At 44.0% G+C, this 12,565-nt stretch carries 12 protein-coding genes; 9 read left to right on the forward strand and 3 right to left on the reverse strand.

Annotated elements, in window-relative coordinates; genetic code table 11:
• Positions 1-45: 45 nt before the first annotated feature.
• Positions 46-930: a 6-carboxytetrahydropterin synthase gene (locus VBY75_RS02505; protein ID WP_199494563.1), complete on the forward strand. Its 885-nt coding sequence runs from the start codon at positions 46-48 to the stop codon at positions 928-930.
• Complete coding sequence (locus VBY75_RS02510; protein ID WP_271331368.1) at positions 923-1,744, forward strand: M23 family metallopeptidase; 822 nt, start codon at positions 923-925, stop codon at positions 1,742-1,744. Before VBY75_RS02505 ends, VBY75_RS02510 begins: the two co-directional genes overlap by 8 nt.
• Here the strand turns inward: VBY75_RS02510 and VBY75_RS02515 are convergent.
• Complete coding sequence (locus VBY75_RS02515) at positions 1,741-3,510, reverse strand: M61 family metallopeptidase (RefSeq protein WP_416510871.1); 1,770 nt, start codon at positions 3,508-3,510, stop codon at positions 1,741-1,743. The two genes, VBY75_RS02510 and VBY75_RS02515, sit on opposite strands and share 4 nt — an antisense overlap.
• A gap of 76 nt (positions 3,511-3,586) precedes the next feature.
• Between VBY75_RS02515 and VBY75_RS02520 the strand changes: the two genes are divergently transcribed.
• Genes VBY75_RS02520 through VBY75_RS02535 form a run of 4 tightly spaced genes read left to right on the forward strand, consistent with a single transcriptional unit; the run spans position 3,587 to position 7,033 of the window.
• Positions 3,587-4,279, forward strand: coding sequence for a flagellar brake domain-containing protein (locus VBY75_RS02520; RefSeq protein ID WP_199494566.1), 693 nt, complete (start codon positions 3,587-3,589; stop codon positions 4,277-4,279).
• The gene (locus VBY75_RS02525; protein ID WP_416510873.1) at positions 4,276-5,367 is read left to right on the forward strand and encodes a sensor histidine kinase; all 1,092 of its coding nucleotides are present in this window, start codon (positions 4,276-4,278) and stop codon (positions 5,365-5,367) included. The genes VBY75_RS02520 and VBY75_RS02525 overlap by 4 nt, the downstream gene beginning before the upstream one ends.
• Positions 5,367-6,185 carry a LytR/AlgR family response regulator transcription factor gene (locus VBY75_RS02530; RefSeq protein ID WP_054487802.1) on the forward strand — a complete coding sequence of 273 codons (819 nt, stop codon included), beginning with the start codon at positions 5,367-5,369 and terminating at the stop codon, positions 6,183-6,185. Before VBY75_RS02525 ends, VBY75_RS02530 begins: the two co-directional genes overlap by 1 nt.
• A gap of 2 nt (positions 6,186-6,187) precedes the next feature.
• A complete protein-coding gene (locus VBY75_RS02535) occupies positions 6,188-7,033 on the forward strand; it encodes a DUF6279 family lipoprotein (protein WP_054487800.1) in 846 nt (281 codons plus the stop codon).
• Here VBY75_RS02535 and pyk read toward each other — a convergent pair.
• The gene (gene pyk, locus VBY75_RS02540) at positions 7,030-8,460 is read right to left on the reverse strand and encodes a pyruvate kinase (RefSeq protein ID WP_278355000.1); all 1,431 of its coding nucleotides are present in this window, start codon (positions 8,458-8,460) and stop codon (positions 7,030-7,032) included. The two genes, VBY75_RS02535 and pyk, sit on opposite strands and share 4 nt — an antisense overlap.
• Positions 8,461-8,564: 104 nt before the next feature.
• Between pyk and msrB the strand changes: the two genes are divergently transcribed.
• Positions 8,565-8,966 carry a peptide-methionine (R)-S-oxide reductase MsrB gene (gene msrB, locus VBY75_RS02545; protein WP_054487796.1) on the forward strand — a complete coding sequence of 134 codons (402 nt, stop codon included), beginning with the start codon at positions 8,565-8,567 and terminating at the stop codon, positions 8,964-8,966.
• Here the strand turns inward: msrB and VBY75_RS02550 are convergent.
• Positions 8,948-9,754: a DUF2989 domain-containing protein gene (locus tag VBY75_RS02550; RefSeq protein WP_244994771.1), complete on the reverse strand. Its 807-nt coding sequence runs from the start codon at positions 9,752-9,754 to the stop codon at positions 8,948-8,950. The two genes, msrB and VBY75_RS02550, sit on opposite strands and share 19 nt — an antisense overlap.
• A gap of 140 nt (positions 9,755-9,894) precedes the next feature.
• On the opposite strand from VBY75_RS02550, the gene VBY75_RS02555 reads away from it, so the two are divergent.
• Positions 9,895-11,340 carry a glyceraldehyde-3-phosphate dehydrogenase gene (locus tag VBY75_RS02555; RefSeq protein ID WP_054487791.1) on the forward strand — a complete coding sequence of 482 codons (1,446 nt, stop codon included), beginning with the start codon at positions 9,895-9,897 and terminating at the stop codon, positions 11,338-11,340.
• Between the two features lie 66 nt (positions 11,341-11,406).
• Positions 11,407-12,534: a M14 family metallopeptidase gene (locus tag VBY75_RS02560; protein WP_271331374.1), complete on the forward strand. Its 1,128-nt coding sequence runs from the start codon at positions 11,407-11,409 to the stop codon at positions 12,532-12,534.
• The last annotated feature ends 31 nt before the right edge of the window (positions 12,535-12,565 follow it).

Raw genomic sequence — 12,565 nt, forward strand, 5'->3', positions numbered from 1 at the left:
TTATACTGGTTGCAGTTCTTAAAGAAGAGATGAGAAAAGCTCACTATGCAGTTATTTGTGAATGATTTGACCGTTATTGATTGCTCTTACCTATGCCCTGAGAGGGGAATAGTCGGTGAGAGCTGGATTGTTGATATTGTGCTGGATGGCGCTCTAAATGAGCAATCTATGGTGCTGGATTTTGGTCGTGTGAAAAAGCAAGTTAAAGCCATTATCGATAATTCGGTTGATCATAAGTTGGTTGTGCCGGCGGAACATCCATACACAAAAGTCACGCATAACTCCGACGACAGTGCTAACTGGGTTGACTTTGTGCGCCCGGAACAGCGCTCTATCCATTTGTTCTGTCCTGCGGATGCCTTTGCTTTTATAGATGCGGAAGTTGTCTCCATTGAAACGGTTACTGACTACCTTAAAGCCGTCATAAAAAGAGAGTTGCCGGTTAACGTTGAAGGGCTTAGCTTGTTTTTACGACCTGAGAATATTGATGGTTTTTATTACCACTACACTCATGGTCTGAAAAAGCACGATGGAAATTGCCAACGTATAGCCCATGGCCATCGCTCAAAAATCCAGATTAAGCTGGATAACATACGACAGCCGGTACTTGAAAAAGAGTGGTCGGATAAATGGCAGGATATTTATTTAGGTACAACGGAAGATGTCTGCACTCGCAGCAATCTTCAATTATCTGACGCAGCCAGTGATTTGAGCTCTGATTCCAACCATACTTTTTATAGCTATATTGCTGATCAGGGCCTGTTTGAGCTTGTGGTTCCTAATGCAGAAAACTTTGTTATTGATACCGACTCAACCGTTGAATGTATCGCGGATTATTTAGTTGCAGAAATAAAATCACAAAACCCCGATAAAAAAGTCGAAGTTCGTGCGTTTGAAGGGGTTGGGAAGGGAGCCATTGCCTATGCGTAGAACAATTACCGCTTTTATTTTGTCGCTTTGCTCAATAAACGTTGCATTGGCGGACGAACCTATTGAACTGGAGATAAAAGGGCCATTGACTCAGGGAGCGCTTATTTTAGCTAAATCTGAGCCCGGAGTTACTGCCACTTTGAATGACGAACCTCTGCAAGTGACCGAGCAGGGTTATATTGTTTTTGGTTTCGCACGAAAAGCTCCGCTTAAAAACACCTTAGTAATTCAGAAAGGTGACAGCAGAATAACCAAAGAGCTCACGTTAACGCCTCGTGAATATAAAATTGACCGTGTCGACGGAGTGCCTCAAAAGACGGTAACACCAGATCCCGCACAGGTTAAAAGGGCAAGAAAAGAAGCAGAGAAAGTTTGGGTAGCGCGGCAAAAAGAAACGCAGAGAACGGACTTTCTAACCCCAGTCGTTAAACCTGCAAAGGGGCGTATTAGTGGTGTTTACGGAAGTCAGAGAGTTTTTAACGGAGAACCTCGTAACCCGCATTATGGTGAAGATATCGCAGGGCCGACGGGTACTCCGGTAAAAGCCCCTTGGCCGGGTGAGGTGGTGTTAGCTGAACCCGACTTATTCTATTCGGGCGGCACAATTATTATTGAGCATGGCTATAAAGTCACGACCACATACTTGCACTTGAGCGAACTTAACGTGGACGTTGGCGACAAGGTTAAGCAGGGCGAGTTAATCGGTGCTATTGGTGCTACCGGTCGTGCAACCGGGCCTCATCTTGACTGGCGGGTTAACTGGGGAAATGAACGACTCGATCCAGCGTTACTTCCCCAGCTTTATCAGGACTAACCGGAAGGCGTTAGCCAGCCTTTCAACTTATCAGGTTGTTTCACGCTTAACAGGTAACTGCTTTTCGCGGGCTCCAGCCAGGTAAGCTCCAGGGTCATCAATTCATCTCTTCGGAATGCATGAACCGTTACTGTATCCCCGGGAACGTAGCGTTCAAGAATGGTTTTTATGGACAGCTCATTTACCTGCAAGTGATCAACCGCAATAATTCGGTCTCCGGCTGACAACCCTGCATGATAGGCGCTTTCGTCGTGGTAAACATTGATGATCTCCAGCCCTTGTGCAGATGCTTTATATTTTGCGCCGAAGTTTACTCTGGCTGGCTGATCGGCTGCTTTGCCTCCACTGTTGTTGTCATCTACTGGTACTTGCCGTTGAACGTCGATACCGAAGTTTTGCAGCAACTCGATAAGTGGTATGGAGTCCTTGTTGTATAGCGCGTCTTTTAAGAAGTCGGAAACATCAATGCCAGGATAATGATTTAGCCAACTCAGAACGGTATCATCGGCTGTGCCAATTGAGGTTTTACCGAATTCGTGCCACAGGTCTTTCATGACGTTGCCCAGAGTTAACTTATGCTCAGATTGCAGGCGTAACATTAAATCCAGACTTAAAGCAATTAATGCACCTTTAGCGTAATAACTGACAATGCTGTTAGGCGCATTTTCGTTCTGTTGATAAAACTTAGTCCACGCCAGAAAACTCGACTCGGTAACACTTTGTTGATACTGACCCGCGCCTCGTTCAACTCTTGAGAGCGTATCACCAAGCACTTTTAAATAGCGCTTTTCATCAATGATACCGCTGGCATGAAGCAGATAGTCATCAAAATACGACGTCATTCCTTCGTAGAACCAGAGCTGCTCGGTATAGGACTCTTTGTCCAGTTGATACGGCAGAAACGCTCGTGGCTTTAGGGTTTTAATGTTCCAACTATGAAAATACTCGTGGCAACAAAGGCTCAGAAAAGTTTGATAGTTGTCATTCATTTCATATTGATGAGCACTAATAAGATCTTTACGGCTGCATAGTAGGGCAGTTGAGTTTCTATGCTCGAGTCCACCGAAGCCGTTACCGACAACCATGGTCAAAAATGTATAAGACTGGAAGGGGGCTTCGTCGAACATTTGCAATTGGGTTTCACAAATACGAGCAAGGTCAGCGGTTATTCTTGAGGTATCCGCAAAGTGCCTGCCACTTAAAACAAAGGAATGTTTTATCCCATGAGCGATAAATTCCTCAATGGTCAAGTCACCGATTAAAAACGGATAATCAATTAAAGCGTCGTAGTTTTCCGCCTGAAATGTTCCCCATGAGTGTGCTTGTCCATTTTTTCTTGGCATACCGGTTGCCACTTTCCACTGAGGTGCTTCAGGTGGCGCGTGAAGATGCAGTTCACAGGGAAGATCGGTCTGTCCTTCAACTGCCAGACATAAACTTGTGTTGTTAAAGAACCCCTGGAACTGATCAAGGTATGCGGAGCGAACAGACAAGTCCCAGGCGTAGACTTGATAATAGACGGTAATGGGATGGTTTGATTTGTCGAGACGCCAACGATTCTTTGCTATTTGCTCAATCGTTAACTCTTGTCCGTTACTTTCAGCATGTAGCCCTATGATGTGCTTACTAAAGTCTCGTATTAAGTAACTGCCCGGGATCCAGTTCGGTAACCAAAGTTCTTGTTCGTCAACCGCTCGTTCAATAGTGAGCGAGACATTAAATAAATGCCCGTGTAAATCGATGGGGGTTATATCGTAAGCGACCAAGGGACTCTCCTTTGCTTGACACAGCCAGACAACTAGCGATCATAGTAACATATCGATTCATCTCAAAGAGACCCCTATGACAAGCAAAATTTCGGAGCTCGTAACCGGTCAAAGAATAGAAGTTCAATTAGCCAGCTCAAATGTCCCGGCTCGTTTTTTCTCAGAGTTTATAGGTGCAGTTAATGACCGCTGGGTCATTATTAATATGCCGGACGTACGCAAATACAAGGATGTTCGAGATTTTTTGCAAGAGAAAACGCCAGTTATTGTTCGTTTTGTACTCGAAAATGAAAATGGGGAGATCTGTGCTTTTCGTAGCGAGGTAAGTTACGTCATCTCACATCCAACAAAAATGCTTTTCATTTTGTGGCCTAACCAGATAGAGCACAGAGTCATTAGAAAAGGGCGTCGGTTTGACGCTTTTTTGCCTGCCGAAGTAGCCGGAAAGTCGGTGAGCGGTGACGAAGTATCTTTTAAAGGCCACGTGTTGGATGTTTCAGAAAGTGGCTGTCGGTTAAAGCATGAAAAACCGGACGGTAAGCTGGAAGAACTATGGGAAAATGGCAGTAAAATTGTTCTGAATATAGAACAAAAAAGAAATGGTGATCTCACCCTTAATGCAATAGTCCGACAAATAAAAGTGCTTGAGGAGCAGGTTGAGTTAGGCGTGCAGTTTATGGGAAATCAGAAGGAGCAAGTCAATTCACTTTTCTCAGGAAGCTTAGTTGATATTGATGAGCTATCGAGACTAGAGTCTTCAGCGCGATGAAAAAACCGATAAAAACGCAGTGGCAGTTACTGATGGACAATCGTAACCGCTTTTTCTGGTTGCTGCAGGCGGGTGGCTGGATAGGCTACGCATTAGTGAATTATATTGGCTCACTAATGCATGAAATGCGAGACATATACACCTTGATCATCATTCTTGGTGCCTATGCTGGTTTTTTGATAACAATCCCTTTGCGGTATTTGTATCGCAGAATATGGGAGCTGCCGCCACCTTTGATGGTCCTTATCGCAATAGGTGTCTCATACATTACAGCGGTAGCCTGGGCCATTGTTGATAACGCAACCTATTGGGAAATTTACAAATTTGGGTTTCGGCCGGACAGTCCTTTTTTCTATTTAAAAAACAGTTTGGCTAAGTTCTACATTGTTCTTAGCTGGAGCGGATTGTACTTTGGCATTAAGTACTATCAGATGCTGCAAGAAGAAAAGCAAAAAGCGTTGCTTGCCTCGTCTATGGCGCATCAGGCACAGTTAAAAATGCTGAGATATCAGTTGAACCCGCACTTTTTGTTCAACACTTTAAATGCGATATCGACACTGATTCTGCTAAAAGACAACGAAAAAGCCAATTTAATGGTAAACAAACTTAGCCGCTTTTTGCGTTTTTCGTTAGATAATGAGCCGATTAAAAAAGTGACGCTAGAGAAAGAAGTTGACGCGCTGTTGCTGTATCTGGATATCGAGAAAGTTCGTTTTGACGAGCAACTTGAAATTGATATTCATTTGTCCGATGAGACAAAACACGCGTTGGTTCCAAGTTTGATTTGCCAGCCTTTGATTGAGAATTCAATAAAGTACGCTATTTCTAACGTTGAAGGGGTCGGGCTAATAAAAGTGCGCTCGTGGGCTGATAATGGCAATTTGATACTGGAAGTTTGTGACAACGGTCCCGAAATACAAACAGACCCTGAAAGGCTTTTCCGTAAAGATGGTGTGGGACTCAATAACACTCGACAACGATTAAAATCTTTATACGGCAAGCATTATCGTTTTGAGATGCTCAAAGGTGAAGAAAGTGGTCTTTGTGTTCGCATTACTATTCCGATCGAAACGGTGGAGAATCAATAATGAATCGATTGAAAACCTTGGTTGTTGACGATGAGTCACTTGCCAGAAAAGGTTTGGCTATTCGTTTAAAAGAATTTGAGCAACTGGAGCTGATGCCCGAGTGTAAAACCAGTCGAGAGGCTGTGGAAATTATTGTAAAAGAAAAGCCCGATTTGATTTTTCTTGATATTCAAATGCCTGGCCTTAATGGATTTGAAGTGTTGAAAGCGGTTAAGGAGCAAGGGCAGGACTTGCCTATTGTGGTTTTTGTAACCGCTTATGATGAATATGCGATAAAGGCATTTGAAGTCAGGGCACTGGATTACTTGTTAAAGCCCGTGGATGATGCTCGCTTAGCGGAATGCGTTAAACGTGTGATAAGTGAGCATCAAAATGTCAATGACGAACAGCAGAGTAAATTAATCAGCCTTGTAGCTGAGGTGACCGGGCAGGACGCTGACACCTTGCTGGAAAGGTTGTCAGCAGGAGAGAACATTACTGCTGATGAATATCCGGATTACATTGCAATAAAAGATAGTGGCGAAATTACTCGGGTGGCGGTTAAAGATATCAAGTGGGTTGATGCCGCAGGTGACTACATGTGCATACATGCCGGAGACGAGACCCACATACTGCGTCGTACCATGAAAGAGCTGGAACAGGACTTAAACCCTAAGTTATTTCAACGGGTTCACCGCTCAGCTATCGTCAATATAAAACAGGTGGAGAAGTTGTGTAACCAGCAAAATGGTGAGTATCATTTACAATTAAAAAATGGTCAAAAACTGAAAGTCAGCCGTAGTTATAAAGACCGTATTAAACAACTTATTCTGAGCTGAACATGTATCGACTGACAGGCGTGCTTACCGTTCTTATTTTTATTGCTGGTTGTACAGCTAATATAGGCTATCAGTTTGCTGATACTCTGGTGGAGTGGAAGGTAAAGGACTACGTTGACTTGAACGGTGAACAACAAGAGCTGCTATCAGAAAAAGTCGATGAACTTCATCAGTGGCATGCTCAGACACAGCTTCCTTTGTACCGCAAGGAACTAAAAGCATTGCGCGATAAGGTTAAAGAAAAGTCGTTAACACAAAACGATATTGGTGATTTTGAAGATACTTTATGGGCTTTTTGGGAAAACGTACTCATAAAAATTGAGTCCGAAGCCGACTTACTCGCAACACTTTCTGTAAAACAGCGCCAGCAACTGGTAAGCCGACTAGAGGAAGCTCAGGAAGAACGCTATCAGCGTTTGAAAGAAGATAAAGAACAGAGTGACATACTACGACGTCTTGATCGCATTTCCGACGTTGAGGAAGATTTAGAGGATATCCTCGGTGACTTAACAACAGAGCAAGATAAGTTATTGCGTAGTTGGGTAAGTGATTCACCCCGGCTACGGGAGCCTTGGTTAAGTTACCGTGCAAGCTGGATAACCGAATTTGAAAAGGCGCTACTGAAACAGCCTGTTGATGAAGAAAGGATGTCGTCTTTAATCCTTGATCCTAAACAACTCAGAAGTGAGTCTTTTCAACAGAAATCAGAAGAAAGCAGTGAACTGCGAAATAAATTTCTTTGGGATATGTATCAAAGTTTGACTCAGGAACAGCGTAAGAATGTGATTAAAAAGGCCGATGAATATATCGACCTTCTCGATTCGTTAATTAAAGATTTTAGTAACTAGCGCACTTCAATAATTTTACAGGTGTTACTTGAGCCTACGGTTTCCATAACGTCACCATGAGTGAGTATGACTAAATCACCCGCTTTAATGTGACCACTCTTTTTAACCACTTCGATAGCTTCAGTGATTGGGTTTTCTACACTGGTGGAATCAAAGTTTATAGGATAGACACCACGATAAAGCGCTGACTTATCGCGGCTGTGAGAATGGCGTGATAACGAGAATATTGGCAGGTGCGAGGTAATACGAGACATTAACTTGGCAGTAAAGCCCGATTCTGTCAGAGCAATAATAGCGGTCACACCATTGAGATGTGTGGCAGCGTACATTGCAGACATTGCAGTAGCCTCGGTAATACTGGAAAACATTTCTTCCAGGTCCTGATGGCGCAGTTGAGCTGAAGGGTGAGTTTCAGCGCCAAGACAAATATCCGCCATTGCTTTAACTGTCGCTATCGGGTGTTTTCCTGCAGCGGTTTCAGCTGACAACATAACGGCATCTGTGCCATCTAATACAGCGTTGGCAACATCCATTACCTCAGCACGAGTTGGCATAGGGTTTTCGATCATCGACTCCATCATTTGAGTCGCTGTGATAACAACACGATTTAATTGACGAGCACGAGAAATAATCTGTTTTTGCTTGCCAACTAATTGTGCATCGCCAATTTCAACACCTAAGTCACCACGGGCAACCATAACAGCGTCAGAAGCTCTGATGATATCGTCTAAAGCATGCTCGCTGGCGACAGCTTCTGCGCGTTCTATTTTTGCGCACAACACGCCTTGCCCGCCAGCTTCTCGCAGTAGGTGACGTGCCTGATTTATGTCGTCTCCGGAGCGGGGGAAAGAAACTGCGAGGTAATCGACACCAATTTCTGCGGCCAACTTTATATCAGTATAATCTTTTTCAGTTAATGCTGCGGCTGATAAACCACCGCCCTGACGGTTAATCCCTTTATTGTTGGAGAGGAGACCTCCAACGGTTACTTCAGTCATTACCTGACTGCCGTTAATTTCTTCAACTTTTAATTGAATACGGCCGTCGTCAAGTAACAGAATATCGCCGGGGTTAACGTCATTAGGTAAATCTTTATAGTCCAGCCCGACTCTGTTCTGGTCACCACTGTCTTTTTCAAGCTCAGCATCTAAAATGAACTTATCGCCAACGGATAACATAATTTTATTTTGTTGAAAGCGCGCTACGCGAATTTTAGGGCCTTGTAGATCACCTAAAATAGCAACATGCGCTTCTAGTTCGCGGGCTATTTTTCTGACCATTGAAGCTCGGTGTTTGTGATCGTCTGCATTACCGTGAGAGAAGTTAAGGCGAACGACATTGGCGCCAGCTCTGATAAGTTCTCTGAGAGTTTCCTCAGAGTCTGTGGCCGGTCCAAGAGTGGTCACAATTTTGGTACGACGAAGCATGCAAAACCTCAGCAAAAATTAGCCATGAATGTTAGCTTAAGTTTAGCATACGCAGTATGACAGTAGTACGAAATTTAATTGAAAGATAAAGAGGTTAGTCCTTTATGAGTGAGCATAACTGGGAAGATAAAAGCGAGCAGGAGTGGCGTGAATTGCTAGGTGATGAAGCCTATTATGTCTTAAGGGAAAAAGGCACGGAAAGGCCTTTTTCAGGTAAGTATCTAAGTTGTGATAAAGAGGGCATATACCGTTGTGCGGGCTGTGGGCAAAAACTTTTCGACGCTAACCATCAATTCGATGCACACTGTGGTTGGCCAAGCTTCGATAAGGCAATACAAGGTTCAGTTGACTACGTAAAAGATGCAAGCCATGGGATGATAAGGACGGAAATACTCTGCAGTCGCTGTGGTGGTCATCTGGGCCACGTGTTTGATGACGGGCCCACCGAGACCGGACAGCGTTATTGTGTTAACTCGCTAGCTATGCGTCACGAAGACGATGAGTAATAACCGCGAAAGTTTCCTTCTTCGATTTTCTCAACTATGTCTTCGGCTTGTTCGTCCCACTGTTCGTATTGTTCTTCGCTGGCATTAACAATGTTCTTCATACTGTTTTTCTCCAGGTTGTCCTGACCAAGCTGCCAGGCAACCTGAGACCATATATAGGCTTGAGACCCATTACCTTCTTTGAGGTACATGGAGACTAAGGTTGACGGTATTTCAGGGTTAATACGATCACCGGGTTTATATAACCGTAATGCATTGTAGAGAAGCTCGAATGTTTTTTGCGAGTCCTGCTTTGCATAATAGGTGGCCAGGGCCAACTTCAGTTCAGGCGTCTCCATTTGCGGAGTCCCTTCTAAGGACAGCAGTTTTTGTAAAGCCTGGTCGTTTCCCCGGTTTGACCAATGCCAATATAACCAAAGCGGGTGGTCGGAACCGGCCGTTTTATCGGCTAACTTTTTAATGTTTTTTTGCGAGTTGATATAGGCTTCAATACGGTTTGACTGTTTTTGCTTGAGCTTTTTGTGCTCAATAGTTGAAGCTAATTCCATACATTGGGCGTACTCTTGCAGGTCACGCATTAAAAAGTATTGGTTTTCACTGGTATCTTTCTGGTGTCGCTCGTAACGACTGAATATAAGCTGCCTGCGCTCAGAGTTACACCAGTTATCGTCATTTAAGTCACTGCACATTGCGGGGTTGGACTGGCAAATTTCACGTACAGTTGGTTTTCCTTCAACACAACCGACGAGGGCAACGACAGCACTTGTAATGGCGATTCTTTTTAACATAGGCTTCAACATTTAATTAGTGAAATACGATTGTTTCTTAAAATTGGCTTCATGCCAAGCTTTTCAGTACAATATCGCGGTTTTTAAAGCGTAGCATTTTAATTAGCTCACTGACATTAGCATAGAGGACAGGGCTCACTATGAACTCTAACCAGCAAGATCCAACCTTATCAAGTTGGCAGGAACGCCAGGAATTCGCCGAGCAAATGCAACCGTTGCTTGGTAAGTTGTACCGCAACTTCGGTGTCGAAATTTTAGTTTACGGACGTTCATTATTGAATGTATCAACTATCAATATCATTAAGGCACATCGTCTTATTCTTCGTCACGAAGGGCAGAAAGTTCGCTTACGTGAAAGCTTTCCTTTCCTGCAGGCTATGGCAGAACTGAAGCTGTCACCAGCCCGAGTTGATTTGGGTAAACTTGCCTATGGTTATTTGTTTGGTGGCAAAGGCGATAACTTGTCGGTTACTGAGTATGTTCAGCGTGAATTAGCGGACATCATCGACTCGGAAGATAACATTGAGCCGCGCGATGTCGTTCTATATGGTTTTGGCCGTATCGGTCGTTTGCTGGCGCGTTTACTTATTGAGCGTAACGGTGCGAACAATAAAATGCGTTTGCGTGCAATTGTTGTTCGTGGTGGCCGTGACGGAGATTTAGAGAAACGGGCAAGTTTATTACGTCGCGACTCTATCCATGGTCTGTTTAACGGTTCAATCACCGTCGATCACGAAAACCAGAGCATAAAAGCCAACGGCACTAATATTAAAGTTATTTACTCTGATGGACCAGATCAAGTTGACTACACCCAATACGGTATTGATAACGCAATCGTTATCGATAACACAGGTATTTGGAAGGATGAAGCCGGGTTAGGTCTGCACCTTAAGTCAAAAGGTGTGAATAAAGTTCTTCTGACGGCGCCATCAAAAGGTGACATTAAGAATATCGTATTCGGTGTTAACGACAATATGATTGAAGACAGCGATAGCATCGTTTCAGCTGCAAGTTGTACAACGAATGCTATTACACCTGTTCTTAAAGCCTTGAATGATGAGTATGGTATTCGTAACGGTCACGTTGAAACGGTGCATTCGTATACAAACGATCAAAACTTGATTGATAACTATCATAAAGCCGACCGTCGCGGTCGCTCTGCGCCATTGAACATGGTTATTACTTCTACAGGTGCTGCTAAGGCCGTTGCAAAAGCACTTCCTGAAATGGAAGGAAAGCTGACAGGAAACGCTATTCGTGTACCGACACCGAACGTTTCAATGGCTATCATGAATTTGAACTTTGAAAAATCGACTAACCGTGATGAGTTAAATGATTATCTGCGTCAGGTAGCGTTGCATTCAGAGTTGGTTAATCAGATAGACTATACCGCCTCAACCGAAATTGTTTCGTCGGACTTAGTGGGCTCGCGTCATGCCGGCGTTGTCGACTCTCAGGCGACCATCGTAGAGGATGACAGGGCTGTACTGTATGTTTGGTATGACAACGAATTTGGTTACAGTTGCCAGGTTGTACGTGTAGCAGAAGCTATGGCTGGGCTAAAAGTACCTAATTTACCTAAATAATTGAAAAAGCGCCTTTAAGGCGCTTTTTTTCTAGTATTTCTTATTTAACAAAGCAAAGGGTGACGTATGCATATCACTGCAAACTTTGACAGTGGCAATATTCAGGTTATCAGCGCAAATAATGCAGATGATATCCGCCTGGCAATCAGAAAAGATCACCAATCCGATTTTTACCAATGGTTCCATTTTAAGCTGTTTGCCGAAGCCGGCGAAGAGCATGTAATGACAATAGAGAACGCATCTGGGTCAGCTTATCCAGACGGTTGGAAAGGTTATCAGACATTAGCTTCTTATGATCGTGAAACCTGGTTCCGTGTGCCGACTGAATATAATGGTAAAGAGCTGGTTATTCGTCACACACCGGAACAAGAAAGTGTTTATTACGCTTACTTTATTCCTTATTCGTATGAGCGTCATCAGGATCTTATCCAATCTGCTCAACAGTCTATCGATTGCTACCATGAGCTACTGGGTGAAACCATTGACGGGCGTGAGTTGAACTTGCTAGTAATTGGCGAGCCGGATGAGAGTAAAAATACCATTTGGGTAACCGCTCGTCAGCATCCGGGTGAGTCAATGGCCGAATGGTTTATGGAAGGCTTTATTACTCGCTTATTGGACGACGAAGACGGCGTAGCTCGCAAATTGCTTGATGAAAACGTATTTTATGTCGTGCCGAATATGAACCCAGACGGCAGCGTTCGTGGCCATCTGAGAACCAACGCCGTAGGTACTAACCTGAACCGTGAATGGGCTGAGCCGAGTCTGGAAAAAAGTCCGGAAGTTTTCTACGTGCTAAAACGCATGCAGGAAACGGGCGTTGACATGTTCCTTGATGTTCATGGTGACGAAGACTTACCTTATAACTTCGTAGCAGGTTGTGAAGGCATTCCATCTTACGATGATCGCCATAAAGAGCTGGAAGATACCTTTAAAGCAGCGTTCTTGGCAGCAACACCTGAATTCCAGACGGAATATGGCTACGAACGAGATGAGCCGGGTAAAGCTAACATGACGGTTGCCAATTCGGCAGTTGGCGAGCGCTTCAAGTGTTTGTCTTACACGCTTGAAATGCCGTTTAAAGATAACGCGAATTTACCAGACGAAGATTTCGGTTGGTCTGTCGCCCGTTGTCAGCGGTTAGGGGAAGATGTTTTAACGGCAATGTTGGCAGTCTCACCTAAATTACGTTAAAACTAGAGTTGTATCACAAAATAATAACAAC

It is taken from the genome of Idiomarina sp. HB (genome assembly GCF_048059115.1).
GTDB classification, from domain to species: domain Bacteria; phylum Pseudomonadota; class Gammaproteobacteria; order Enterobacterales; family Alteromonadaceae; genus Idiomarina; species Idiomarina abyssalis.

Coding starts and splice junctions, on each gene's coding strand:
- msrB (WP_054487796.1), top strand. CDS start 8,565: ATGAGTGAGCATAACTGGGAAGATAAAAGCGAGCAGGAGTGGCGTGAA.
- VBY75_RS02560 (WP_271331374.1), top strand. CDS start 11,407: ATGCATATCACTGCAAACTTTGACAGTGGCAATATTCAGGTTATCAGC.
- VBY75_RS02530 (WP_054487802.1), top strand. CDS start 5,367: ATGAATCGATTGAAAACCTTGGTTGTTGACGATGAGTCACTTGCCAGA.
- VBY75_RS02520 (WP_199494566.1), top strand. CDS start 3,587: ATGACAAGCAAAATTTCGGAGCTCGTAACCGGTCAAAGAATAGAAGTT.
- pyk (WP_278355000.1), bottom strand. CDS start 8,460: ATGCTTCGTCGTACCAAAATTGTGACCACTCTTGGACCGGCCACAGAC.
- VBY75_RS02525 (WP_416510873.1), top strand. CDS start 4,276: ATGAAAAAACCGATAAAAACGCAGTGGCAGTTACTGATGGACAATCGT.
- VBY75_RS02510 (WP_271331368.1), top strand. CDS start 923: ATGCGTAGAACAATTACCGCTTTTATTTTGTCGCTTTGCTCAATAAAC.
- VBY75_RS02555 (WP_054487791.1), top strand. CDS start 9,895: ATGAACTCTAACCAGCAAGATCCAACCTTATCAAGTTGGCAGGAACGC.
- VBY75_RS02505 (WP_199494563.1), top strand. CDS start 46: ATGCAGTTATTTGTGAATGATTTGACCGTTATTGATTGCTCTTACCTA.
- VBY75_RS02550 (WP_244994771.1), bottom strand. CDS start 9,754: ATGTTAAAAAGAATCGCCATTACAAGTGCTGTCGTTGCCCTCGTCGGT.
- VBY75_RS02535 (WP_054487800.1), top strand. CDS start 6,188: ATGTATCGACTGACAGGCGTGCTTACCGTTCTTATTTTTATTGCTGGT.